Origin of the sequence: Mesorhizobium sp. Root695 (genome assembly GCF_001428185.1) — a bacterium.
Taxonomy (GTDB): Bacteria; Pseudomonadota; Alphaproteobacteria; order Rhizobiales; family Rhizobiaceae; genus Mesorhizobium.
The window spans coordinates 117789-143482 of sequence record NZ_LMHO01000006.1 but is presented as its reverse complement, the minus strand read 5'-3'; the positions used below and the strand labels follow the sequence as shown (position 1 = coordinate 143482).

22 protein-coding genes and 1 pseudogene are annotated in these 25694 nt (G+C 62.1%); 14 read left to right on the top strand and 9 right to left on the bottom strand.

All coding sequences use genetic code 11. The annotated features are described in order from the left end of the window. Positions 1-11 precede the first annotated feature (11 nt). From scpB to ASD99_RS08405, 4 genes are all read right to left on the bottom strand, one after another. Positions 12-698 (bottom strand): SMC-Scp complex subunit ScpB, encoded by a 687-nt coding sequence (gene scpB, locus ASD99_RS08420; protein WP_057143298.1) that lies wholly within the window; start codon positions 696-698, stop codon positions 12-14. 2 nt (positions 699-700) lie between these two features. Continuing rightward, the gene (locus ASD99_RS08415) at positions 701-1657 is read right to left on the bottom strand and encodes a DUF1403 family protein (protein ID WP_057143297.1); all 957 of its coding nucleotides are present in this window, start codon (positions 1655-1657) and stop codon (positions 701-703) included. Positions 1658-1901: 244 nt separating this feature from the next. Next, the gene (locus ASD99_RS08410) at positions 1902-2495 is read right to left on the bottom strand and encodes a type II toxin-antitoxin system VapC family toxin (protein WP_057143296.1); all 594 of its coding nucleotides are present in this window, start codon (positions 2493-2495) and stop codon (positions 1902-1904) included. Then, on the bottom strand, positions 2485-2781 hold the full coding sequence (locus ASD99_RS08405; RefSeq protein ID WP_057143295.1) for a hypothetical protein: 297 nt from the start codon (positions 2779-2781) through the stop codon (positions 2485-2487). Before ASD99_RS08405 ends, ASD99_RS08410 begins: the two co-directional genes overlap by 11 nt. Before the next feature lie 250 nt (positions 2782-3031). Here ASD99_RS08405 and ASD99_RS08400 point away from each other — a divergent pair, with 250 nt between their 5' ends. The 5 genes from ASD99_RS08400 (at position 3032) to ASD99_RS08380 (ending at position 8864) form a co-directional block, all read left to right on the top strand. Further along, on the top strand, positions 3032-4159 hold the full coding sequence (locus ASD99_RS08400) for a site-specific integrase (protein WP_057143294.1): 1128 nt from the start codon (positions 3032-3034) through the stop codon (positions 4157-4159). 523 nt (positions 4160-4682) lie between these two features. Then, entirely contained in the window at positions 4683-5891 is a 1209-nt protein-coding gene (repA, locus tag ASD99_RS08395) for a plasmid partitioning protein RepA (RefSeq protein WP_057143293.1), read from the top strand. A 68-nt stretch (positions 5892-5959) separates the two neighbouring features. Then, the gene (repB, locus tag ASD99_RS08390) at positions 5960-6946 is read left to right on the top strand and encodes a plasmid partitioning protein RepB (protein WP_057143292.1); all 987 of its coding nucleotides are present in this window, start codon (positions 5960-5962) and stop codon (positions 6944-6946) included. A 153-nt stretch (positions 6947-7099) separates the two neighbouring features. After that, positions 7100-8305 (top strand): plasmid replication protein RepC, encoded by a 1206-nt coding sequence (gene repC, locus ASD99_RS08385; protein ID WP_057143291.1) that lies wholly within the window; start codon positions 7100-7102, stop codon positions 8303-8305. 346 nt (positions 8306-8651) lie between these two features. Continuing rightward, a complete protein-coding gene (locus tag ASD99_RS08380) occupies positions 8652-8864 on the top strand; it encodes a cold-shock protein (RefSeq protein WP_057143290.1) in 213 nt (70 codons plus the stop codon). A 486-nt stretch (positions 8865-9350) separates the two neighbouring features. Here ASD99_RS08380 and ASD99_RS08375 read toward each other — a convergent pair whose 3' ends face one another. Next, the gene (locus ASD99_RS08375) at positions 9351-9572 is read right to left on the bottom strand and encodes a hypothetical protein (protein WP_057143289.1); all 222 of its coding nucleotides are present in this window, start codon (positions 9570-9572) and stop codon (positions 9351-9353) included. Positions 9573-9647: 75 nt separating this feature from the next. After that, entirely contained in the window at positions 9648-9890 is a 243-nt protein-coding gene (locus ASD99_RS08370) for a DUF982 domain-containing protein (RefSeq protein ID WP_057143288.1), read from the bottom strand. Between the two features lie 418 nt (positions 9891-10308). Here ASD99_RS08370 and ASD99_RS08365 point away from each other — a divergent pair, with 418 nt between their 5' ends. Together ASD99_RS08365 and ASD99_RS08360 are read left to right on the top strand one after the other, a co-directional pair. Further along, positions 10309-11505, top strand: coding sequence for a hypothetical protein (locus ASD99_RS08365; protein ID WP_057143287.1), 1197 nt, complete (start codon positions 10309-10311; stop codon positions 11503-11505). Positions 11506-11790: 285 nt separating this feature from the next. Continuing rightward, on the top strand, positions 11791-13941 hold the full coding sequence (locus ASD99_RS08360; protein WP_057143340.1) for a ParB/RepB/Spo0J family partition protein: 2151 nt from the start codon (positions 11791-11793) through the stop codon (positions 13939-13941). Positions 13942-14272: 331 nt separating this feature from the next. On the opposite strand, the gene ASD99_RS33170 is transcribed toward ASD99_RS08360, so the two are convergent. Continuing rightward, complete coding sequence (locus ASD99_RS33170) at positions 14273-14554, bottom strand: hypothetical protein (protein ID WP_057143286.1); 282 nt, start codon at positions 14552-14554, stop codon at positions 14273-14275. A 26-nt stretch (positions 14555-14580) separates the two neighbouring features. Between ASD99_RS33170 and ASD99_RS08350 the strand changes: the two genes are divergently transcribed. Continuing rightward, positions 14581-15285, top strand: coding sequence for a DUF1419 domain-containing protein (locus tag ASD99_RS08350; RefSeq protein WP_244497662.1), 705 nt, complete (start codon positions 14581-14583; stop codon positions 15283-15285). Positions 15286-15351: 66 nt separating this feature from the next. Here ASD99_RS08350 and ASD99_RS08345 read toward each other — a convergent pair whose 3' ends face one another. Continuing rightward, entirely contained in the window at positions 15352-15747 is a 396-nt protein-coding gene (locus ASD99_RS08345) for a hypothetical protein (protein WP_057143285.1), read from the bottom strand. A gap of 292 nt (positions 15748-16039) precedes the next feature. Here ASD99_RS08345 and ASD99_RS08340 point away from each other — a divergent pair, with 292 nt between their 5' ends. Next, the gene (locus ASD99_RS08340) at positions 16040-16723 is read left to right on the top strand and encodes a transposase (protein WP_244497661.1); all 684 of its coding nucleotides are present in this window, start codon (positions 16040-16042) and stop codon (positions 16721-16723) included. 36 nt (positions 16724-16759) lie between these two features. Here the strand turns inward: ASD99_RS08340 and ASD99_RS08335 are convergent, their stop codons facing one another. After that, entirely contained in the window at positions 16760-17953 is a 1194-nt protein-coding gene (locus tag ASD99_RS08335) for a DUF1173 domain-containing protein (protein WP_057143284.1), read from the bottom strand. 185 nt (positions 17954-18138) lie between these two features. Here ASD99_RS08335 and ASD99_RS08330 point away from each other — a divergent pair, with 185 nt between their 5' ends. From ASD99_RS08330 to ASD99_RS08310, 5 genes and pseudogenes are all read left to right on the top strand, one after another. Then, entirely contained in the window at positions 18139-22701 is a 4563-nt protein-coding gene (locus ASD99_RS08330; RefSeq protein WP_057143283.1) for a strawberry notch family protein, read from the top strand. Positions 22702-22714: 13 nt separating this feature from the next. Beyond that, positions 22715-23770, top strand: a complete 1056-nt coding sequence (locus ASD99_RS08325; protein WP_057143282.1) for a toprim domain-containing protein — start codon at positions 22715-22717, stop codon at positions 23768-23770. A gap of 247 nt (positions 23771-24017) precedes the next feature. Beyond that, positions 24018-24959, top strand: coding sequence for a DUF2493 domain-containing protein (locus ASD99_RS08320; protein ID WP_057143281.1), 942 nt, complete (start codon positions 24018-24020; stop codon positions 24957-24959). A gap of 63 nt (positions 24960-25022) precedes the next feature. Continuing rightward, positions 25023-25283 (top strand): type II toxin-antitoxin system prevent-host-death family antitoxin, encoded by a 261-nt coding sequence (locus ASD99_RS08315; RefSeq protein WP_057143280.1) that lies wholly within the window; start codon positions 25023-25025, stop codon positions 25281-25283. Further along, a pseudogene (locus ASD99_RS08310) lies at positions 25273-25692 on the top strand (hypothetical protein). Before ASD99_RS08315 ends, ASD99_RS08310 begins: the two are co-directional and overlap by 11 nt. Positions 25693-25694: the final 2 nt, after the last annotated feature.

Genomic DNA, 25694 nt, shown 5'->3' with positions numbered 1-25694 from the left:
GCGTCAACGCTTCATCGCCTAACCCAATCCTCATCCCGATCGGAAAATTCGGGCATGATGTCGCCCGCCAGCAGCCTCTCCTTCGACAGCAGCCCTGCGTCCTCGAGCGCCTCGAAATCCGGCAGCTGGCGCAGCGTGTCGAGCCCGAACTGCGACAGAAAATTTTTGGTCGTCACATAGGTATAAGGCGCCCCCGGCTGCGGGCTGCGCGGCCCCGAGGCGATCAGCTCCTGCGCGCGCAGCACGCCGATCAGGTCGCGCGATACTTCCTTGCCGAAGAAGGAAGACAGCTCGCCCCGCGTGATCGGCTGGAAATAGGCAATGCACATCAAGACGAGCGCCTCCGCCGGCGACAGTTCTTTTGCCCCCTCGCCCGCCGCCTTGCCGAAGGCGGCGCGGATGGTATCGCCAAAAATTTTCTTGGTCCGGTGCTGCCAGCCGCCGGCGACCGCGACCAGCTCGTAGGGGCGGCCGGCGAGCTCGGCGCGGATGTCGTCGATGACCAGCTCCAGATTGCAGTTCTTCCCGATGACGCGCGCCAGCACCTCGCGTGGCACCGGTTCACTGGCCGCAAAGATCACCGCTTCGACGCGGCCCATCCACTCGCGCCAGCGCAGCTCGGCCGGAAGGTGCTCCAGCTCGGTATCCAGCAAAGCCGGCTGAACGTTTGGCTTCCGGCGGGCAGACGCTTCGCTCATCGCTACAACCCAAACAGCCGGAATGTGGGGCGGCCGGAGAGCTCGCGCACGGCCTCCAGTTGCTGCAGCCGCTCGAACAGCCGCCGCGATGCAAAGCGCGACAGATTCTTCGTCGTCAGCGATCCGGAGACGGCGTCTTCACTGAGCAGCAGAAAGATTACGTCGCCGGCACCTTTGGCGCGCAGTTTTGGCGCCAGCGCCAGGAGTTTTTCGGCCCGGCGCGACAGCTCGGCAGCCAACCGGCAGGCCTCCGCCGCCGCTTGAACCAGCGCGACGCAGACCGCGCGCTCAAGATTTTTTTCGCCGGGCCGGATGCGCCGGCCGCCGCTGGCCTCGGTGCGGAAGGATGGTCCAAAAACCTGAGCCATCAGCAGCGGCAGCGACCGCGGCCAGCGCAGGCTGTGCGCCAGCACCAGATCAGCGAGCCACCAGGCAAAAAGCTCGCAGTCGGGGCGTACGGCGACGACGTGAGCGGCAATCGCCGCGGCGGCGAACGGCGCCGGCCGCTGCAACCCCGCCAGTCTTTCGATCTCCGTGCAAAGGTCGGCGAGAGCCGCGCCGTCCCAATGGAACCCTAGTTGGTCGACGATCTTTTCGAGCCGGTCGGGCGTAGCGGCGGGCGGCTGCCCGGCCAACTGCCGCCAGGCGCCAAAGACGGCGCCGGCGGGACCGGGATCAGCACCTGGGGGACGCAAATGCCAGGCGTCGCGCAGGGCGGCCTCGTCTTCTGAGCGCCCGGCGAGCCGCATGCTGGTGGCGGCACAGCGAAGCGCCAGCCTCTGCCGCCAGGCGTCGGACCACGAAGGGGCCGCCCTGGCGAGGCCGTCGAGCGAAGCCAACGCGGCGCCGGCCTGGAAGGCGGCGTTAGCATCGTTGAGAACGCCGCCATGAGCGAGCGCCCAGGCCGGCACGGTCGGAGGCGCGGCGGGGCTGGCGGTCGCGGGATCGAGGCGAATCATGGTTTTGGAGCGTAAAGCGGCCGTGCGCTTTGCGCCATCATTTTCACGCCTAAACGCACAGCCTGTCGTAGCGCTGAAATGAACGATAATGTTGCATTATCGTTCGTTTCTGCGGTAGAGGCGGTAGAGTGAGAAATGGCCATTTTCGTCGCGCAGAAGCCCGAAAATCACGCCCAGCGACCCTCCGGACCATCCCACAGCGCGACGGTCTTTCCTGTAACGGCTACGATAGCGCCTGACGCTTTCAACCCGGCAGGCGCGAGCCTGTCACCGGCCGATAAAAGATCACACGTACCGACGGAACAAGCTGGCTGAGGTAATCGAAATCGCCAACATTGCCGGTCAGGACCGTCGCCCCGAGCATACCGGCCTGGTGAAAGATCAGCGCATCGTTGAGGAAGCGACGTTCATACCCCTTCCCTTTCGGCAGATGGCTCAGCCGGAACAACAGGCCGGCCAGCATGCCGGCGCGTCCCCAGGTGGTGGCGTCGGGTGCATGCAGCCGGTGCGCCGGAATATCCTCGATCGTATCCGCAACGGCTCCCAGGACCGACTTCGTCGTCGGGTGCGCCGGGTCGAGCCGGCCGAACACGTGGCTGAGCTCGGCAAGGCAGACGGCCGAGTGGTGACAGAGCCGATACGTCAGAAGGTTATCGACCGCTTCGGGCGTACGTCCCTGCAGGACATCCAGATAGACGCTGGTGTCGAGGAGCAATACGCCGCCGACAGGCGGCTGGTCACCTGCCCAGGACAGGGCGGAATCTGGTCGCCGTTCCAGCCCTGCCCTACGCCGCTGTGGTTTTAGGGACCGCAGTGCGCCGCCTAGATCAAATGCCAAGATCGATATCCGCGGAGATGCTGCCCTTGCGGGCGACGAGCCGGGCGCCGAAATCATCCTCAAGGGCCAGCCGCGACAAGGCGAGCTCTAGCAGTTCGGTGTCGGAGGTCACATGAGCGCGCTTCTTTGCCGCCTCGATCAATTCCGACGGCACCCTGCCGGAAAGGCGGGTGTTCTTGGCCGCGCCAAGCAGGCCGACCGCCCTCGCCTGCTCAAGCACCAGACGGTTGCGGGTGTGGGCGATCCGCTCCTCGCTTGCGGCTGCCGCTGCTCCACGTATGGTCATCTTGGGATCTCCATCTGTTGAACGGAATATAAAGGATGTTGAACATGAAAGCAAGGAGAGACCTCCCCCTGAGAGGCCATCCCTGGATCGGAAAGGCCCGTCGCGCTCCGCTGATGCGATACCAGGACCGGAGCGGAGGCAATTCCCGCAGCTATTCCGTCACACAGCTCGCGGTGGACAAATCCGGACTTTGGCCGCACCTTCGCTCGCAAGAATCGCATTGCTGCGACATTAGAATGGACGAGGCTGGATGGGCAAAGCCCGTAATTTGATGGTGTCCACCGACGCAATCGACGCCGATGACCTGCCGGACATTGTCGACGTCGTCATGGAGATGGGGCGGCCGGATGAAGGCCCCTCCCCTCCCCCGCCGGTCCTTGACCCGCGACAGACATCATTGCCTACACATCTCGAAAAGCTTGCCGACCGCGCGCGCGATTATGTCGAGGCAGCAAGTTCGGCGAACACCCGTCGCGCCTACGCAGCCGACTGGAAGCATTTTTGCGCCTGGTGCCGGCGCCAGTCTTTTGATCCCTCGCGGCCGGACCCGCAGACCGTCGGCCTCTATATTACCGCGCAGGCTTCGGGCACTGGAAGGGACAAAAAGGCGGTGGCGACGATCGAGCGCCGCCTGTCATCCCTGACCTGGAACTACACGCAGCGCGGCCAATCGCTTGACCGGAAGGACCGTCATATCGCCACCGTGCTCGCCGGCATCCGCAACACGCACGCTGCCCCGCCCCGACAAAAGGAGGCTGTCCTGCGCGACGATCTCATCGCCATGCTGGAGACGCTCGATCGCGGCTCGTTGCGTGGCCTGCGCGACCGCGCCATGCTGCTGCTCGGCTTTGCCGGCGGCCTGCGCCGCTCCGAAATCGTCGGCCTCGATCTTGCCCGGGATCAAACCGAGGATGGCCGCGGCTGGGTCGAGGTGCTCGACAAAGGTGTTCTTGTGACGCTGCGCGGCAAAACCGGCTGGCGCGAGGCCGAGATCGGCCGCGGTTCGTCGGACGCGACCTGCCCGGTTGTCGCGCTCGAGACCTGGCTGAGGTTTGCCCGCATCGCGCATGGCCCCTTGTTCCGCCGTGTTACTGGTCAGGGTAAAACGGTCGGCGTCGATAGGCTCAACGATCAGGAGGTGGCCCGGTTGGTCAAGCGCACGGCCTTGGCCGCCGGCGTGCGCGGCGATCTCTCCGAGGGCGAGCGGGGACAGAAGTTTTCCGGACATTCACTGCGCGCTGGCCTGGCTTCCTCTGCCGAGGTTGATGAGCGTTATGTGCAGAAGCAGCTTGGCCACGCCAGCGCCGAGATGACCCGCAAGTACCAGCGGCGTCGCGACCGTTTCCGGATCAACCTCACTAAGGCGTCCGGGCTCTGAAAAGCCCTCTCTTTTCCCATTGAGCGAACTCGACACCATTACACCGTCCTCCCCCTTGGCGCTTATCGTGAGGCAACGGACTGATGAGTGCTGCCCCCTCTCCTCCGACGAGCTATCACCTGGAACGCTTTGCTTAGCGTCTTCAAGGGAGGTGAAAGACAACATGGCGCTTTGCAATGTCGGGTCAGAACGCGGTCGAGTTTGATCTGCAAATACTCGTCATAGGCTCAGAGTGTCGTGATCACTTGCCAGGCACCGGTGCGGAGCGCCTTAGGAAGCCGACAAGAACTGGGCGTGACGCCTGGGTAAGCAGGATTTGTGCTTGGATGGTAGGCTTTGTCCGCAGACAAAATCGCCGAATTGTGCAGCATATTCAGTTGCATGAATCATATTATTGAGCCCCGTTCCGCGACCGTTAAGCTTTTGTTAACTTTAAATTTCTTGCCCGGGCGAACGAATCGGACATAATGACGGTTGCTTGGCGCTTTTACGTCAAAAATCGTTTTTAGAGAGTCTCGATCGAATGAACGTGAACTCGCCCGTTCCTACAAAGATCCCGCTGCTGTTCGAGAAAAGCATCCTCGATCAAGGCGACCAGATATCGAAGAAGTTGCACCTGCTTTCGATGCAGCGCTTCCCTCCCCACGCGAAGAAAAATCTTCGTTCGTTCTCGCTGGCGGAGGTTGCCACGTATCTGGGGGTTTCCCAGAGCCATCTGAAGAAACTGCATCTGGAAGGAAAGGGACCGGTGCCTGAAACCTCGACGTCGGGCAGACGTTCGTACACTGCTGAACAGATGCTTGAGCTGCGCCAGTATCTGGACCAGTACGGTCGATCTGACGCCCGCATGTATGTTCCCCATCGGCGGCCCAGCGAGAAGCTTCAGATTTTAGCTGTGGTTAATTTCAAGGGAGGCAGCGGGAAGACCACTACAGCTGCCCACCTCGCCCAATACCTTGCGCTTACCGGTCACCGTGTCCTAGCGGTCGATCTCGATCCGCAGGCGTCGCTTTCTTCATTGCATGGGTTCCAGCCTGAACTCGACCAGACGAAATCCCTTTACGACGCGATTCGTTATGACGACGAGAGAGTGCCTCTCTCCGAGATCATCAAGCCGACGAATTTCCCGGGCTTGGACATCGTCCCAGCGAACCTAGAGCTCCAGGAATTCGAATACGACACGCCTCTGGCAATGACTGACAAGTCTTCGAATGCGGGCAGGGCGTTTTTCACACGCATCTCGAAGGCATTGATGGAGGTCGACGATCGCTACGATGTCATAGTTATCGATTGTCCGCCGCAGCTTGGCTACCTGACGATCACTGCACTGACCGCGGCGACTTCAGTGTTGATCACGATCCATCCGCAGATGCTCGATGTGATGAGCATGGGCCAGTTTCTGCTGATGCTCGGGAACATCCTGGAGCCGATCAGAGCGGCCGGTGCCGAGGTGAATCTGGAGTGGTATCGCTACCTTGTTACTCGATTCGAACCTACGGACCAGCCGCAAGCGCAGATGGTGGCATTCCTGCATACGCTGTTCGGCGAATTCATCCTAAAGAACCAGATGCTGAAATCAACGGCGATTTCCGATGCGGGGATTACCAAGCAGACCCTCTACGAAGTCGAAAAGAATGCGATGACCAGGTCCACATACGAGCGGGCAATGGAAGCCTTGGACGTCGTTAATGGCGAAATCGTAGCTTTGATTCATGAAGCATGGGGGCGCTGACTTGTCTGCTGACAAAAGTGCACCTTTTCCAAATGTATTCAACGGCCTACGCTGCCTGGAGGTAAAATATGGCACGTAAGAATCTTCTTTCTGGACTCGTAGAAGCGGAAGCCGGCGAGCGGGAGTCATCTACCGCGGCTGCAGCATATCCGATCCGCGGAGCGTCAAAATCCATGATCCGTTCGGTCAACGAGTTGGCAAAGCAAGCGGATGCGTATCTTGAGGGCGAGCATGTCGTGGAACTCGACCCAAGCGCAGTCGACGGCTCGTTCGTTTCCGACCGCATGGGCGACGACCAGGGGCAATACCAAGAGCTGCTGGAAGCTATTCGGGAAAGGGGGCAGGATTCTCCCATACTTGTCCGTCCGCATCCAGGCTCCGACGGCCGCTACATGATTGTCTTCGGCCACCGCAGAGTCCGAGTCGCTCGTGAGCTGGGACGGAAGGTAAGGGCAGTCGTCAAGGAGATCGACGACAGGGCCCATGTAATTGCCCAGGGTCAGGAGAATTCCGCTCGTGCAAATCTTAGCTTCATCGAGAAGGCGATGTTCGCAAAGCGTCTTGAGGATTTGGGGTACGACAGAGATGTGATCTCGTCAGCATTGGCCTCGAACGCCGCTGCGGTATCAAAGATGGTATCAGTCGTCTCAAGAATTCCGGCGTCTGTGATCGGCAAGATTGGATCTGCTCCGTCTGTGGGCCGCGAGCGGTGGGTTGAGCTGTCTCTCCTCGCCGGCAAGAAATTCGAAATGGTTAATGCAATCTTGTCCGAACCAGAATTCGGTGAGTTGGAAAGCAACGAACGTTTCGAAAAGCTGCTGGGAGCCCTGAATGCGAAGGGGAAGCCGGTTCGCAAGGTAGGTCTGAAGTCCCAAGCACAATCCTGGGTCCCGGAGGACAAAGCAGTTAGCGTCAGCGTTAAGAAGGCAGGCAAGGCCATCACGATCGCCGTGAAGGAGATGGACGGCAGCCGCTTTGGTACGTGGATTTCCGATAATCTGAGCAACCTCTATGAGGCGTTCAGAAAGTCGGAGCAGACCTCAACAGGAGACTGAAACCGCAAAAGAAAAAGGCCCCCGAACGTCACCGTCGCGGAAGCCCTTCTCGTCTGTCGCAAGCTGAGAATCGCATTTCCCCGAATCACTGTCAAGAGTCGTGGCGCCGTTTTGGCGAGCAGATTTCTTTTGCCTAATCGAAGGTGAAAGAAAATGGAGACGGGTATTGCAACGACGCCCTTTGGGCGGCGGCCGATGTCGCTTGCCATGCTGGCAGCGCAAAACGATTCACGTGAAATCCCCAAGGGCAGGGTCGTCGACAAATGGCAGATCTACCGCAACCTCTGCGAGGGCAAGAGCATCGTCGGCATCGGCGATCGTGCGCTGGCCGTCTTGAATGCGTTGCTATCATTCTATCCTGACAGCGAATTGAGTGAGGAAAACGACCTCATCGTCTTTCCCTCGAACGCACAGCTGTCGCTCAGGGCGCACGGAATGCCCGAGCCCACAGTCAGGCGCCACCTGGCGGCTCTTGTTGACTGCGGGCTGATCATCCGTCGGGATAGCCCGAACGGCAAGCGTTACGCCCGCAAGGGCCGGGGAGGGGAGATCGAGGAAGCATTCGGCTTCTCCCTGGCGCCGCTGCTGGCCCGTGCTTACGAGATCGAGGCGGCTGCCGAGCGTGTTCGTGCCGACAACCGGGCGCTCAGGCTTATGCGCGAGCGGATCACCTTGCACCGCCGTGACATCCACAAGCTGATAGAGGCGGCCCTTGACGAAGATGTCCCGGGCGACTGGGGAGGCCTGTGGAAGCGTTTCCGCGGCGTTGTGGAGGCAATTCCGCGCCGAGCTTGCATTGCCGAGCTCGAGCCTATCGTTGCCGAGATGGCCGCCTTGCGTGATGATGTGGATAAGCTGCTGGAAATCCATATGAAATCCACGTATTCGAGCGGCAATGACTCTCAAAACGAGCGGCAGCAATCTGATTCAAATACCGACTCTATTTTTGAATTTGAACCTGCTTTAGAGAAAAGCGGGGCGACGGCCGCGCCCAGTACGAGGTCCGCAGAGGCGCCGAAAACATACCCACTAGGGATGGTGCTGAAGGCTTGCCCCGAAATTGCGGATTATGCCGTCGACGGGATCGGCAATTGGCGCGATCTCATGATAACGGCCGCCCAGGTGCGGGGATATCTGGGCGTTTCGCCGTCTGCGTATGAGGAGGCGTGCCATGTGATGGGCCAAGAGATCGCGGCGATCGTGATTGCCTGCATTCTGCAAAGGGCGCAGCACATCAACTCGGCCGGCGGCTATTTGCGGGTACTGACCGAAAAGGCGACGTCAGGGCAGTTCTCTGTCGGGCCGATGCTGATGGCGGCGCTCAAGGCGAACGGCGCGATGGCGAAGATGACGGGATGACGATCGCCGATCCCGCAGCTTGTCGCTTTGCGCCCAGCTCAAAGCCAATGCGGCCTTTTGGGTCGTTGGTTTCGTCGACCAGCAGCAGTCTTGGTGGTTGTCCGCGCGTCTGACCGACAAGGCACAAGGGTGGGGCAGTATCCGAGAGTCTTGTTTCCAAGCATACGATGCTGGCACTGCTCAATTATCGAGGTGGCGTTAGCGCCCCCACCGCTTGGCGCCAAAAGGTCGTCAAACAGGCCCAAAGACTTGCTATGAGGGCCATTTGCTGCATGTATCTGAAACAGCTGCGGCCAGTGCGGTCGGCCAGCGGACAGGTAGACACTTACGGCAAGGAAACACCTTTATGGCGACTGGAACGGTAAAGTGGTTCAACGCGACCAAGGGCTTTGGCTTCATTCAACCCGACGGTGGTGGACAGGACGTGTTTGTCCATATTTCTGCTGTCGAGCGCGCTGGCCTATCGACGCTTGCTGACGGCCAGAAGGTCAACTACGAGATAGAACAGGATCGGCGGACGGGTAAATCGTCTGCCGGCAACCTGAGCAAGGCTGGCTGAACCAGGCACTCAAATTGGCAATCGCATCAAGCACGCAAGCTTCAGTGCACCAAGAGGACAGGTCTGGTGGCCTACCGGCATGTTGTTGAAGTGTCACCTTTGCTGACCCATATGCGCGGTGCGTCGGATGTTTCCTCCCATTCGTCCGGCGCGTTCCCCTCTGGAGGTTTTAACCTTCATACCTGGCCGGACCTTGGTCCGGCCTTTTTCTTGCGCGCGAGAAACGGGTAAACTGAGGTGACGAGGCCCGGCGGTGATTGCGCGATCTCGCAGCCAGAATTGGGCAGTATCGCGTTGCCACTTCATCGGTGAATTGAGAACCATGGTCAGAGCGGTTAAGCCGATGGCTTATATTCGCCAGCCCGGCTGGCGAAGACTGACCTAAGGCCGTTTCTCGGCCTGCCATTCTCTCCGGTCATTCGAAGGACAATGGCAATTCGCCGCCTGCTTTTGCCGATATTTTCACAAGAGATGTGGAAGAATTGACTATTCTGCAGGATTGTCGAAGACCATGGGCAACCCGCGTGTCGATGCCATCTCGACCACCAGTTCTTCGATAGCTTGGTCGGAAAGGCGGGTCTGCAGTATCGTACGAATCCGCTTGACCAGTTCGTGCACCGGCAAAGGCAAGAGATCCTCGGCATCATCGATAAGCCGACTGACTTCGATCACAACGTCAGCATCGATGTCGCTCGGCAAATTTCGCATATGCCATCTCCGATCGAGGTAGATATTGCCGGTCTACCTGCCCGTTGTCGAGAGGCGCGATGTTCCGCTTCGGCCTCAGTCGCTGCGTAGGATTTTCGCTTCTAACGCCGCTACAACGAAGGCCCGTCTAGCTACCGGCGGCTGTGCTTCACCACGCAGAACCTGAAGACATGCATCCATAGCCAGTTTTCGCTTGTTCGTCTGATGAGGGAGACTCCGCAGCAGGATCGTCGCTGCGTCGTTCACATCGAATATGACGCGCTCACGGTCATGCCGGCCAAATTGGACCACCACGGGCCGGACGAACCTGCTCGACATGCAATTGCACTCTCAATTCCGACCGTGACACGGTCTTCGCGTATCATGACGTTGGGTCAATTTATACAGGTATTGGCTGGGCACAGAAGAGAAACTGCAGTTGCTCAATCTCGAGAGAAGTTGCCTGTCCAATTTCAGCAGGCAGCTACCTCAATCCGGAAGCGCCTCGGTCTTCTCGCGCAAGGAAGCACAGCGGAATTCTGTAGCGTCCGGAAGGTGAAGCGGCGCTTGGTCCCAGGCTCGGGCTTTCCTGAAGGCCGCGCCTTCCTTCCTGGTTGCAAGCCTTGAAGAGGCTGCTGCCGCAATGGCGACGCTTCTGAGGCCCCGCGGTGCCGGGAGAGGAAGAGGGCGGGCGGGGTGCGGTGGCGGGTAAAGGTCCGGGAGAGAGTCTTCCGGCGCCCGCCCAGGAGCAACGCCCATGACCCAGATGGAAATTCACACACCCAAGCGCAACGAGCGTGCCGGTTACAAGGTCGACGTCAGCCGCGGCCAGCGCATCGGCCGCGTGTCGTCTGAATGGTTCAACCGGCCGGCGGACGATCGACACCTGTCACTCACCGACCTGCGGAATTCGGTGAAAAGACGGTCGGAGCGCAGCAAGACCCGCATCGTCGAAAGTGAGCTGATCCGCGTCGAGGCCAGCCGCGACGACCCGGAGCGCCTGAGGCTAATGTTGCCCGATGCGTCGGCCCCAGTTGCTCCCACGCATTGGAGTTTTGGCCAACTCGCCAGCCTGGTCGGCGCACCGGCCACCTATCTGCGCCAGCTTCCGGCTCCGCTCGCGGCGATCAACCTACAGCATGGTCTCCTCAACCATCGCGCCGAGCAGGTTAAGACGCTGGAGATCGAGAACGGACGCCTCGAGTTGCGGGCGGTAACAGGCCCTGACTACGGCAGAATATTTGACTCAGAGCTGGTGGACGCCGTGCAGAAGATCGCCGGCAACGGTACCGGCGATACCCGCTGGAAGGTGCCTGGTGTGCTCGACTGGTCGACCTGTATCTACAATCCGCACGTCGACATCTCCCGCGACACCACGACGCTCTATGCGTCAGATCGCGATGTCTTTGTGTTCCTCGTCGACGATCTGAACCCGATCGAGGCCGGGCGGCTGCCGAATGGGGAACCGGATCTCTATTTCCGCGGCTTTTATTGCTGGAATTCCGAAGTCGGAGCCCGCACCCTCGGGATCGCCAGCTTCTATCTGCGCGCGGTTTGTCAGAATCGCAATCTGTGGGGGGTGGAAGATTTCGAGGAAATCACCATCCGCCATTCAAAATACGCGGCCTCCCGGTTCGCCCTTGAAGCCGAGCCGGCCCTGATCCAGTTTGCCGATTCCTCGCCCATGCCGTTCGTCAACGGCATCAAGTCGGCGCGGCAACGGATCGTTGCCAGGGACGACGAAGATCGCCAGGGCTTCCTGCGCAAGCGGGGCTTCTCCAAGTCCGAGACCACGAAGATCATCGATACTGTTCTCATGGAGGAAGGCAGACCGCCGGAATCGATCTTTGATTTCGTGCAGGGCATCACGCGGGTCGCGCGCGACAAGCCGCATCAGGATGTCCGCCTGGACATGGAGGGCAAAGCCAAGAAGCTTCTCGATTTCGCCGCCTGATCCCGCGGAGGCCGGCAACGAACACTTCCGTTGCCGGCTTCGCCTCCGGGCCGTCCCCATCAATCCCAGCGCTGTCCTCCGAAGCAGAGGACGGCGCTCTTTTCGTGGGAGAACCCGGTGACGCCAATATGCTGGAGGCCCCTCGGGCGGCTCGGCCGCGTCGAGATCCGCGAGCCGGGGCCGGATCGGCGTGAGGCCTGGAGGCAGAGGGGGGAGGGGAGGGCTTCTGACGGGCTTGGAGGTTCGGGGAGAGGCCCCGGGCCGCCCGTCATGGAGAACCTGACCATGGCAAAGAACGCCATTCAGAAGATCGCGATGAACGCCGCAGAGAACATTCCCTATGACAAGCTGATGCTATCGCAGAAAAATGTCCGAGGCATCAAGGACGGCGTGTCGATCGAGCAGCTGGCCAAAGACATCGGACGGCGAAAGCTGATCCAGAGCCTGAACGTCCGTCCCGTGCTCGACGGCGAGGGCGAGGAGACCGGCACGTTCGAAGTGCCCGCCGGCGGCCGGCGTTATCTCGCGCTTGGCATCCTTATTAAGCAAAAGCGCCTGGCGAATAACGAGCCAATCCCCTGCATCGTCAACCGCGGGCAGGAGACCTCGGCCGAGGAGGATTCGCTTGCCGAAAACCTGCGGCGCGCCGACCTCCATCCGCTCGATCAGTTCCGGGCCTTCAAGACGCTCAGGGATCAGGGCCTCGATCCGGACGAGATCGGCGCCCGCTTCTTCGTATCGCCGGCGACGGTGAGGCAGCGCTTGCGGCTGGCATCGGTGTCGCCAAAACTTCTCGATCTCTACGAGAAGGACGAAATCCGGCTCGAACAGATCATGGCGTTTTCGATCTCGGACGATCACGCGCGACAGGAGCAGGTCTGGGAGCGGATTTCCAGCTCGCACACGCAGGAACCCTATTACATCAGGCGCCTGTTGACCGAGACGACGGTCCGAGCCGACGATCGCCGGGCGGTCTATGTCGGCGCCGAAGCCTATGAAGCAGCTGGCGGCGTGATCCTGCGCGACCTCTTCGAGCAGGATGCCGGCGGTTGGTACCAGGATGCGGCGCTCCTCGAGCAGCTTGTCTTCGACAGGCTGAAGGTGGATGCCGAGGCGATCCGGGCCGAAGGCTGGAAATGGGTTGAGGCGGCAATCAGCTTTCCCTATGGCCACACCTCCGGCATGCGGCGCATCTACGCCGAGGCGCAGGAGCTCAGCGCCGAAGAGATCAAACGCTACGACGCGCTGAAGGCCGAATACGACAAGCTGGATGCGGACTATGCTCAGGCCGAGGATGCCGACGAAGCAATCGAGGCGAAGCTCGACCAACTGGGTGCCGAACTCGACGCGATCGATGATCGTCCTCAAAGCTACGATCCCGCCCAGAAGGCCATTGCCGGTGTGTTCGTCACGCTTGCCGCGAACGGCAAGCTCCAGGCCGAAGCCGGTTTCGTGCGGGCCGAGGACGAGCCGCGGACCGAGACCGGCGACGTCGACGAGGGCGAGGAAGGGGGTGCCGACGGTGGAACCGGATCTAATGGCGATGACCATGGCGATGGTGTTGTCGTCAACGGCAAGCCGGTGAACGAGACGTCCGGTGACGATGGCGAGGACGCTGGCATTAAGCCACTGCCCGATAGGCTCGTCTTCGACCTGACCGCGCAGCGGACGCTGGCATTGCGCAACGCACTCGCCGGTGACGTCGATATTGCCTTCGTCGCCGCACTCCATGCCTTCGTCCTGCAGATCTTCTATCGTTTCGCGCCGGACACGTGCCTGGAGATCAGCCTGAAGAGCGGCAGCTTCAGCCAGGTCGACGGTCTTGCCGAGACATCCTGGGCCAAGCAGATCGCCGAGCGGCACGAAGCCTGGGACCGCGATTTGCCCGATGAGGCGGAAGGCCTGTGGGACTTCCTTCTCGGCCTCGACGAAGCAAGCCGCAAGGCGCTGTTCGCGCACTGCGTCTCGCTGACACTCAATGCGGTGGTCGAACCCTGGAACAGGCGACCGAAGGCGCTCGTTCATGCAGACGTGCTTGGCCGCTCGCTCCAGTTCGACATGGTCGACGCCGGCTGGACGCCTATGGTCGAATTCCTCGGGCGACTGACCAAGGCGCGGATTCTACAGGCTGTCCGTGAAGCGCGTGGCGCGGACTCCGCGCAGCTGATCGACCACATGAAGAAGGACATCATGGCCCGTGAAGCCGCCCGTCTTCTCGAAGGATCGAACTGGCTGCCCGAGCCGCTGCGCCTGGAGGTCGATGAAGTGGTTGCCGATGCTGGCGACGCGGTCGCCGGCGACTTGTCGGATAAGGCGGCTCTCGACGGCGATGCCGCCGAGCTGCCGTCCTTCCTCGCCGACGATGCGGGTCCGCCCTCCGATGAGCCGGTGACCATCGACGGCGACGAAACGGACCACCTGCAGGCCGCCGAATAGTCGGCCTCACGCTCGCACCAGGGCCCGGCACTCCCGCCGGGCCCAATCCAGTTCCAACTCACTCTCGAGCCCGGGATCGCCATCGCGACCCCGGGCGCTTGCGTTTCATGGAGATCGACATGTTCGACTGGAACAGAAGCTGCTCCTACGACGAGCAGCAGAAGGTTTCCACACCACAGCCCGTTCACGACTGAAGAAACTTGCCGCTGAACTAAACCTGTCATCGGACAGCTATGACCTGCGCTCAAACAAAGCGGGTATCGCCGTTTGCGGTGAAATTACCCTGCACCATGACCACGCCTACATCCAGGTCGGCCAGTTCGGTTCGTCCTCAGGTCACGGTATCCTGATCCGCACCTGCAAAGGCCGTAAGGACTACACCGGCGGGGCCAACCACTTCGTTGCACCCGGCATGCTTGACGATATCCCGGCGCTCGCCGCCGCCGTCCGTGCCATAACCGGGGTTGGTCGAGACGCTTCGCGTTCCTCCGAACGATGCGCCGCCTGAACCCCTGCAAACCCCATCATCGCCGATGCACGCGCCGGCCGCGGGCTCGGCCCGTCCCAGCCACAACACAGCAAGCAGTTGCCATGGCGCGGTGATGCCGCGCATGGCCGACCTGCCTTCAGGAGAACCTTATGACCGCACATCCACCCTTCAGGAAGGTGCTCGACGGCCTCGCCACCCGCGAGCAGATGTTCCAGCTGTTCAGCCGTCACAAAGACGCTCCCAGCATCGATCCGCTTTCCGGCACTCCCTATTCAGCCGAGTGGTTCGAGATCAACGCGTCAGAATATCACTTCATGCTCGATTTGCTGCCGCCGCTCTTCATGCGCACCGGCATGTTCGGAATGTCTGAGTATAAGGCCGGCAACGTCACCAGCGTATTCTTCGCGATCCGGATCTGGGGCCGCGAGCGCTGGTTTCATGGCTTCTGCGATCTCACGGATCTGCAGTCGCCAGACAAGATGCGCGCCGCCATCATCGCCCACGAGACCCGCGCGAGCGACAGCATGACCCGCGCGGAAAAGCTCGAGGCGATCTGGAACATAATCCCTGTCGAGCTCAGGGGGACCGCCCGCAACGCAGACCCCGAGACCGGGTGGGCCGGACATCAACGCAAACGCACGATTCTCGTTAACGCCGGGAGGCATGATGCTGCCTCGATGATCTGTCGGATCTCGAGATCGTCGAGTTCCTGTCCAAAGTGCGATTGCGTCGGAGCTGACGAAGGAAGGCGACGATGGATATCTATGAGAACCGCGCCTCGACGGCGAAACCTCTCCATCACGGTGACCGACTTTCGCTCAATGTATGCACCCGCGTCCATCCTCAGCTGTTGAGACCTTCGAGACCGTATGGCCAACTGCCCCGAGGAAATAAGCGTCCGCCCTCAGAAAAACGTCTGCTCAGTGCCCGCCACGCGGGAGGTATCCGGCATTGCGTAAAGCGCCGATGAACAGGCTGGCCGGGCCGGCGATACTCGTCCTGGCCTGCGTTGCGAGCGGCAGCGTGTTCCAGTCCTCCAACGGAGCGATAAAGCTGGAGAAAGTACCATTGACCATGCAATGGCTGGTCAACAAGCCTTGCTTATCAAGCACCAGAACGCCTGTCTGATTGCTTGGATACCGGATAGCGGCGACGCGCTGAAGTTCCATGTCGCCATCGATGCGCAAATTGAAAAGCAGCACGCCCTGGCTTCTGTGGGCGACTTCCGCGACTTTTTCCGCGAAAGGAACAGAAAGCGCACGAACGCTGTCGACCGCCATCCCGAAAACAAGCGCGTCCAGCTCTTCCGCCGCCATGAGAGGATTAGTTCCCAAGAATATAAGGATTGCAATCGGTCCAGCCGGATTGTGCACAGTCATCGCACTCCGCCGGCTAGACGCCTGAGCATCGCGTGTATGGGGCAGCTCTCTCTCGGTAGGCATGTTTGCCCCCGTTGATTGAGCCGATTGCCCTAGGCCCATGACACACCGCTTGCTCGTTGCGGGGTTTCTCCGATAAAGCACGGCGAAAGCGATAAGATACATCGGGTACCCGCTAACCCGGGCAGCGACTTGGATTGCAAGTCATGCTCACATCAAGGAAGAGACTATGAAGCGCCAGATCCGGCCATTCATCGTGGAAATGAAACAGAAGCGCGACCTGCAAAAGCCAAGCCATTCGATCTGGGGCGATCTTGACCTGTCCAAAATTGCCACTGAGATGACACAGCCGGACTATGCTGCTCAGCTGCCAAATTCCCAGGTCATTGACTTCAGTATAAGACCCCTTGATGCTGAAGAAGGAGATAAACCACAAGCGGAGTATATGATGGCCGATATTCAGGACGCTCAGACTGTTCAGACGACAGTTGCCCCAGCCAAAGTGGAAGTGCCTGAATCCAAGAAGAAAGTTCCGCGAGCAAAGAAAGCGAAGGCAGAGCTCGTAAAGCCGGTCCGCAAGAACGGAGCGAAACCTGCGCCCCAAGCCGCGGAAGCTCCCGTGGTAGCTAAGACCGCCCGCAAGACATATTCCGAGAATGAACGCACCCAGAAGCTTGCCCAGATCGAGAAATCGATCGCTGCCGGCGCGACCAGCAAGATTGCGGTCGGCCAGGCCGGCATATCGGAGCAGACCTACTATTATTGGAAGAGGGCTGCCGCACCTTCCTCTGACAGCGGCGATCTTCGCGATCTTGTCGCGCTCGAAGAAGAAAACAAACGTCTGAAGAACCTGCTTGCCGACCGTCTGCGCAAGGAAAATGCCGAGCTCAAGAAGAAGCTGGGCCTAGCCTAAGGCATACTGAGGCGCGTTGGAAATTCCGCCCGACGCTCAAAGGGGTAGCGGCGGCATATCGCCTTCGCCGACCCGCCACACCCAGGAGCCGATCTCCGGTCGCGCGGCGATCATTTCGTCGAGCGACGCTTCGTAGTTTTCGTCCGCTCCGGCCGGAACGACAAAGAGCGCTATCGGCTCGTCCCTGTTCTGAAGCAACGCATTGGCGATCGGCTGGTCGGGGTGCAGATCAAAGCGCAATCCCTTCACGCTCTTCTCGCGAAGGCGGGCGAGCCCATCGACGAGCCTTTTCTCCGGGACCGTCTCGTAGGGAATCCAGTTCTCGGAGACCACCATCAACGCAATCTCCTCGACAATGGCGAGGCCGGCCGGGTTCAGTCCGAACGTCGCGATCGTCATGAGATGCGAGCTGGAATCCGCTGCCCACAGGGACAATTCTTTTTCAAAACGCGCCTGCAAGCGGCGATGCAATGCATCGTCGATGATGAAGGCAAAACCGGGCAAATGCCTGATGACGAGTTTCTGACCGGAACGGGCGGGAACCATCTCCTTCATCTCGCCCACCAGGACGAGCAACTTTCGGGGACCTGATTTCGGCGGGAGCGCCGTGCCGAGAACCGCGTTGCGACGCTGTTCGATGGCTTGCCTGTGCTCGGCGCGAAATGGCTCGGGCACGAACAGGATATCCGCGAGAGGTCCGCCCCTCACTGTCATTTGCCCGGCAGCCTCGAGCAGATGCCAACGGACATTCCACCAATGCCGCTTGCCGGCCCACCTCGATGTCCAGACCGTCAGTTCAGCCTCGTGCCAGAGATAGTGAAGCAGGCCACGTAGCGACAGCCTCCTGGGATCGGCCGTTACGCTGGCGGAACTTTGCCCCGCAGGCACCGATGCCGCACGGCTCCCCGTCTTCGACAGGCTGAAGTCCAACTTGAGGGCGGCCATCCCGCTTTGCGGATCGAGTTGTACCGCGCTCCCCATCAAGGCGCCCAGGCCGGACAGTTCGTAAGGCGATTCATATGAATCGCAGGACGGATCATGCCCGCCGCCGCTCAGCGGCATGCGCTTGATCAGATGAAGGTCACCGATGCGGGCGATGTACATCTGGCAGCCCGGCTCGCTGCACAGGCACAGCGGGCGCTCGCTGCGGGCATAGGCGTTCGCCAGCGCCGACTGCAGGTCGGGCGCTCCCTCCTCATAGACCGCACTGCCAATTTTGAACCGTCGCATCCCCTCCACAGCTCCAGGTCGCCGCCGCATCCCTGTGCGCGCATTCAAGTCATGGGTTTGCAAAGAGCGCAACCCCTTTGGTGCATCGGCGCCAGAGGCAGAGGGGAGCCGGGAGGAGCGTGGCCCGGCTGGCGCGCAGAGAGTGTCGGCGCGGGCGCCACTCCCCTCTCGCCAAGGACATTTCCATGAACATTGTTTCGACCACCTCGACCATTGCCCGCACGGCTGCTTCCCTCGCCGCACCGGCACAAGACGCCATCGACACCGCCCAAGCGATCCATCAGGCGGCAATGCGGCTTCTGCCTTTCCTCGAGCAGGGCAAGCCTGTCACCACCGCCGCACTGCGCACCGCCATGACGACCAGTTTTGGCGGCAGCGATGCTCAGGGGTTCTGGGTCTGGAAGGACGCCTATGAGGCGCTCGAAGTCGCCCAGGTGCTGTTCTTGCGCCGGTTCGGCCCGGCGATCCTGTCGCGGTCGAGCACGTCTCAGGCAACGCTGGCGATGATCAAGCGCATCGCGGATCTTCTTCCCACCCATACGCGACGGTCCAACGAGAGCAAGGCCATGCAGCAGCTGTCGACGCCCTTGCCGCTCGCCTTCGTCACGGCGCACGCTGCGGCGATCGCATCTTGCGACCTCGTTCTCGAACCCTCCGCCGGCACCGGTCTGCTCGCCATCCACGCCGAGATGACGCGCGCCTCGATCGCGCTTAACGAGCTTGCCGCGACGCGGGCCGATCTCCTCGGCTTGCTGTTTCCACGGTTCTACGTCTCGCGGCACGACGCCGCCCATATCGACGATCATCTCGACGCGGCTATGAAGCCGTCTGTCGTGCTGATGAATCCACCGTTCAGCGTCGGCGCCTATGTCGACGGCCACGTCACTGACGCGGCATGGCGGCATCTCTTTTCCGCATTCGCCCGCCTGCGCGCCGGCGGGCGCCTGGTAGCCATCACCGGCACCGGGCTGTCTCCCGAAAACCCCAAATGGCGGCCGGCCTTCGAACGCCTGCAGCAGCAGGGCATCGTCATCTTCACCGCGGCGATCGACGGCCGTGTCTACGCCCGCCATGGCACCACCACTGATACGCGCCTGACAGTTATCGACAAGGTACCGACCGCGGACCCGAAAAGCTTCGTCCGGTCGCCGAGCAAGGCCACTGATGTCGAAACGCTGCTCGCCTGGATCACGGATCTGCCGCCCCGGACACCGGGTGGCTTTCCGGATTCGATCGGCACCCTATCGAACGGGATCCTGCGCAATGCCGCCATGCAGATGGCCGCCCGATCCGCGGCGAGAGCCGGACCCGTTGCGGCCGTTGCCGCCGTTCCGCAGGTCATCCGGCCAGTCCGCCCTGTTGTCCTCCGGGCAAAGCCCACCCGCCCCATCATCGCGAGCACCACCCCGGCTGTTCCCCTCGCCTATGAGCTGCGCGACTGGATGCCGGAGGACGGCGGCCGGCTCACCGACACGATCTACGAACCCTACGCGCTCCAGTCGATCGACATTCCCCGCGCAAAGCCGCATCCGACGCCGCTCGTGCAGTCAGCCGCAATGGCCGCCGTCGCGCCGCCAAAACCTTCCTATCGGCCGCTTCTTCCTGATGCGATCATCGACGAGGGCCTGCTGTCGGACGCCCAGCTCGAAAGCGTCGTCTATGCCGGCGAAGCCCATTGCGGCCATCTCGCCGGCACCTGGACGGTTGACGAGACCTGCGATGCCGTCTCGGCCGCGCCAGAAGGGGCTGCGAACGCTGTCCGTTTCCGCCGTGGATGGTTTTTGGGCGATGGAACCGGCTGCGGCAAGGGACGGCAAGTCGCAGGCATCATCCTCGACAATTGGCTGCAGGGGCGCCGCCGTGCGATCTGGATTTCCAAGTCGGACAAATTGCTCGAGGACGCTCAGCGAGATTGGGCAGCACTTGGCCAGGAAAAACTTCTCGTCCAGCCGCTGTCGCGCTATCGGCAGGGCACGCCGATCCGCCTTGCCGAGGGCATCCTGTTCACGACCTACGCGACGCTGCGCTCGCAGGAACGGGAAGGCAAGAAATCCCGAATAGCCCAGGTCCTCGACTGGGTTGGCCAAGAGGCGGGGAGGGCCGAAGGCCCGACAGGGAACGCAGAAGAGTCGGCAGGGAGGGCCGAAAGCCAGACAGGAATTGGAGAAAGCCCGTCGGGGGCGAAAAAATCGTTCGATGGCGTCATCGTCTTCGACGAGGCCCACGCCATGGCCAACGCCGCCGGCGGCAAAAGCGAGCGTGGCGACGTAGCGCCGTCGCAGCAGGGAAGGGCGGGACTGCGGCTGCAGCACGCCCTTCCCGATGCCCGCATCGTCTATGTCTCGGCAACCGGAGCCACGGGGGTCGAGAACCTCGCCTATGCGCAGCGTCTCGGCATCTGGGGCAGCGAGGATTTTCCCTTCGCCAACCGCGCCGAATTCGTCGCCGCGATTGAGGATGGCGGTGTCGCGGCGATGGAAGTGCTCGCCCGAGATCTCAAATCGCTCGGTCTCTATACGGCGCGTTCGCTCTCTTATGACGGGGTTGAATACGACCTGCTCGAGCATGCGCTGAGCGACGAACAGATCCGCATCTACAACGCCTATGCCGATGCATTCCAGGTCATTCACAACAACCTGACCGCCGCACTCGAGGCGACCAACATCACCAGCGAGGCCGGCACGCTGAACCGCGACGCAAAATCGGCGGCGCGTTCAGCCTTCGAGAGCACCAAGCAGCGCTTCTTCAGCCATCTCATCACCTCAATGATGACGCCGACCCTGATCGGCGCGATAGAGCAGGACCGCGCCGACGGTCATTCGGCGGTCGTGCAGATCGTCTCGACCGGCGAGGCGCTGATGGAACGACGCCTTGCCGAAATCCCGACCGAGGAATGGTGTGACCTGCATGTCGACGTCACGCCGCGCGAGTACGTCGGCGGCTACTTGATGCACTCCTTCCCAACCCAATTGTTCGAGGAATATTCGGACGCGGAAGGGAACGTCTATTCGCGGCCTGTCCACGACGAAGATGGCAATCCGGTTCAATGCCGCGAGGCCGTTCGCCGGCGCGACGAGATGGTCGAAAAACTCGCATCGCTGCCGCCGGTCGGCAGCGCGCTCGACCAGATCATCCACCACTTTGGCACCGACACCGTCGCCGAGGTGACCGGCCGGTCGCGCCGCATCGTGAAGAAGACCGGCCGCGACGGCATCGACAGGCTGGCCGTGGAAAACCGCCCTGGCTCGGCCAATCTCGCCGAGACCCAGAGTTTTATGGATGACGACAAGAGCGTTCTGATTTTTTCCGACGCCGGCGGCACTGGCCGCTCCTATCATGCCGATCTCGGGGTCAGGAACCAGAGGCTGCGCAAGCACTATCTGCTTGAGGCTGGCTGGCGCGCCGACAACGCCATCCAGGGTCTCGGGCGGACCCACCGCACAAATCAGAAGCAACCGCCGCTGTTCCGGCCCATGGCCGCGAACGTGAAAGCCGGCAAGCGCTTCCTGTCGACGATCGCACGACGGCTCGACACGCTAGGTGCGATCACGCGCTGCCAGCGCCAGACCGGTGGTGCCGGGCTGTTCCGTGCCGAGGACAATCTCGAAAGCCCCTATGCCCGCGCGGCGCTCAGGCAGTTCTATCATCTGCTGCACCAAGGCAAGATAGAGGGCTGTTCGCTCACAACCTTCGAGACCGTGACCGGGCTGTCTTTGACGACCGACGAGGGCGGGCTGCGCGACGAACTGCCGCCGATCACGACCTGGCTCAACCGGCTGCTGGCGCTGCGCATCGAGACCCAAAACCTGCTGTTCGAGGTGTTCGAGCAACTGATGACGGCGAAGGTCGAGGGCGCGATCGCTGCCGGCTCCTATGACAAAGGCCTGGAGACGATCACGGCGGAGAGTATCGTCGTCACCGATCGCCGCACCGTCTACGCGCACCCAGTCTCGGGCGCGCAGTCGCATGTGCTGACCGTCGCGCGCAAGGACCGAATTCGGCCGCTCAGCCTCGTCGACGCGCTGGCCATCGTCCGGGCCGAGCCGCAAGCGGTTCTGCTGGTGAACGCCCGTTCCAACCGTGCGGCGATCCGGCTGCCCACTGCGAGCCTGATGCTCGACGACGGAACCATCGAACACCGAGTGCGCCTGCTGCGGCCGACGGACGAACAGCGCTTCGGGCTCGACGCCCTTGCCGAGACCCACTGGCAGCCCGCCGACCGGAATCTGTTCTGCGACCTGTGGCAGGCAGAGGTCACTGCCGTCCCGGAGTTCACCACCAGCACCTTTCACATCGTGACGGGCCTGCTGTTGCCAATCTGGCGTCGGCTGCCGGATCATGATTGCCAGGTTTACCGGATCCAGACCGATGCCGGCGAGCGCATCATCGGGCGTCACATCGCGCCGACCCTTGTGGCGACCATGTTGCGCAATCTGGGTATCGATCATGTACCGGCGCTCGCCCCGCAAGATGCCTGGACCGGGCTCGTTGAAGGCAGGATCGGACTGCAACTCGCCGATGGCCTGATCCTGCGCCGCAGTCGGGTCATGAACGACCACCGTATCGAGCTGATCGGCTTTACCGACGCTTTTGTTCCCCGGCTGAAGGCGCTGGGGCTGATCTCCGAAATCATCTCCTGGAAGCTCCGGCTGTTCATCCCGACGTCCGCGCTGGGGTCCGCAATCCTCGCCGCGCTGCTCGACCGCCATACGCTGGTCGGCGTCACCGACCGTACTGCAGCGGCTTGAGGGGGAGGCGATCATGTCCGGTTCGGCCTCCGAGCTGGCACGCCGCCTTGGCGAACATGCCGAGGCGGTGTGCCGCGAATATCTCTCCAACGGCCATCGCTGCGGCAACTACTGGATGGTCGGCGATGTCCGCAACACGCGCGGCCGCTCCATGCATGTGCGGCTCAATGCAGTGGGCGGCAAGGCAGCCGGAAAGTGGGTCGACGAGTCGTCGGGGGAACATGGCGACCTGCTTGACGTCATCGAGCTGAGCTGTGGTCTGGTCGACTTCCGCGAGGTCGCGGACGAAGCACGTCGCTTCCTCTCCATGCCGCTGCCATCGCCCCAGCCTGCGCCCCAGCCCCTTGGCGCGCAGCGCCAGCCTGCCGCGGCACGCGGCTCCCCCGACGCTGCGCGTCGCCTGTTCGCCATGTCTCAGCCAATCGTTGGCACGCTGGCCGAACGATACCTCGCCGGCCGCGGCATTCTGCTCTCCGTGCATGAGCGTACCCTGCGCTTCCATCCCGGCTGCTACTACCGGGATTTCGTGACCGGCGAGACGCGGACCCTTCCTGCCCTCATCGCCGCTGTCACCAGCTTCGACGGGAAGATCACCGGCCTGCAACGCACCTGGCTTGATCCCTCGGGTCAGGGCAAGGCGCAACTCGCCGATCCACGCCGCTCACTGGGTCATCTCCTGGGCAACGCCATCTGGCTTGGCCTTGAGCCCGGTGCGCTCGCCCCGGTCATGGCCGCCGGCGAGGGGTTCGAGACGATGGCGTCGCTTAAGGTGGTGATGCCGGCGCTGCCGGTTGCCGCCGCCACTTCGGCCAATCACCTCGCCGGCCTGACCTTCCCGCCTGGCTGCCGTCGCCTCTACATCGCGGCCGATGCCGATGCCGCCGGCCGGCACGGCATCGAGCGTCTCAGCCAGCGAGCCGGCGAAGCCGGAATCCTCGCCCTGGTGTTGCGGCCGCAGCTCGGCGATTTCAACGACGACCTGCGTCATCTCGGGCCCGCCCGTCTCGCGGCATGGCTCAGCGACCAGCTGGTCCCGGAGGATGCCCGTCTCTTCCTGCCGCTCGGATGAACGCGTCGGGCCGGCACGCGGGCCGGCGCGGCGTCGCCGGACAGCCTGCAGACATGGCGGCGCTCCACCAGAGAGGCCGCGCCCGCGGCCTGCCTGAGAGGCGACCCCTGCCACCCCCCGGTCACGGCCGCAACGGCTGCGCCGTCCTTCGCTCGCGCTCCGGCCTTCGGTGCGGCCGCGCCCGGGGCGCGGCCGGGATGCGCTGTCAGGCCGCGAAGGGCGCGGCCATAACCGACGGAGACACGCCATGACCTACGAGCTTCCCCTCGACGACGCCTACGAGCCCTACCACGCCTCCTCGCCGACCGACCGCGTCATCCTCGAACTGCAGATGTACGGCCATCGCCCGCATCAGGACGAACCTGATCCTCGGCCACTTCCCGACGACGAAGTGATCCGGGCCGGGCTTGCCGGGATCGTGGAAACCTTCGCCGGCATGCTCGGCGACACGAGGCTCGAACCCGATCTCGACGACCTGCTCTGGTCCTTCGCAAACGTCTTCCACCGTGCCGCCGAGCGTGTCGCCCGCAGCCTCGACCGCAACGAGGACGCGCAGCGTTCGAGCCAGCAGGAGCAGGACGGCTCCGAGGTGAAGTCGGTCGATCTCGAACGGCTCACGGCCGAAGGCATCACGTATATCGAGCGCCGCAACGTGCTCGAAATCATGCGCGATGAGGCCGCCGACCTCTACGAGGCACAAACCGGATCGGCATGGCGGCCGCGCACCGGCTCCAAGGTCAGCCACCAGGCTATGACCGCGGCGGTAATCGACTCCCGCGACTTCCTCGCCGCCCGTCGCCACGCCGAAACCGAGGTGCTCGTTCCAGCCGGGACCAAGATCGCCTTCGCCGGCGGCCTCGACTGCAACGATCACGACCGGATCTGGGACGCGCTCGACAAGGCTCGCGAGAAGCATCCCGACATGGTTCTGCTCCACGGCGGCAGCCCGCGCGGCGCCGAGCGCATCGCAGCCTGCTGGGCCGAGAGCCGGAAGGTCACCCAGATCGCCTTCAAGCCGGACTGGAGCAGGCACGCCAAGGCCGCTCCGTTCCGCCGCAACGACCAGCTTCTCTCGGTGGTACCCTACGGCCTGATCGTCTTTCCCGGCTCCGGCATCACCGACAACCTTGCCGACAAGGCCCGTCGGCTGGGCATTCCCGTCTGGCGGTTCGCGGAGGGCGGCGCGTGAGCGCCGTTTTCTTGCAAATCCAGAAAATCCAGATAATATGGAGACTGATCAAGGAGTCCAGCCATGCGCCAGTTCACGACGGGGGATCTCAACAAGCAGGTCGGCGACGTCACCGACGTTGCCAGCCGCGAACCCGTTATTCTCACCAAGCACCGGAAACCCCGGTTCGTGCTGATGAGCTACGAGCACTACGAACGGATGCGCATCGGCGGCGATCCCCGCCGTGCATACCATGTCTCCGAAATGCCGGAGGAACACACGGAACTCTTCGCCGCCGAGATCGACCGATTGGCGCGCGGGGAAGGATACGATGATGAGCGGTAGATTTCTGCCTGGTCAGGTGATCTCCTACCCTTATCTTTGGGCATGGCAACACGAGCGCGGCGAAACGGAAGGCCGCAAGAGCCGGCCGACCTGCGTGGTCATCGCTGTCCGCGGCGCAAGAGATGGCCTGACCCATCTCGCGCTCCTGGCGATAACCACTCAGCCACCGACCAGCGATCGGATCGGTTTGGAAGTCTCCGCTATCGAGTGTCGGCGCGCCGGTCTGACCGATCTCAAACGCTGCTGGATCGTGGTTGACGAATACAACTACGATATTGCCGAACGCTCCTAGTACATCGAATCCGACGGTAAGCCCCTCGGTCGGTTCAGCAAGGCATTCATGATGAAGATCGCAGGCGCCTTTATCGAAGCGCGCAGCGAGGGCCGCCGCGTCAGCCGTCTGGATTGACG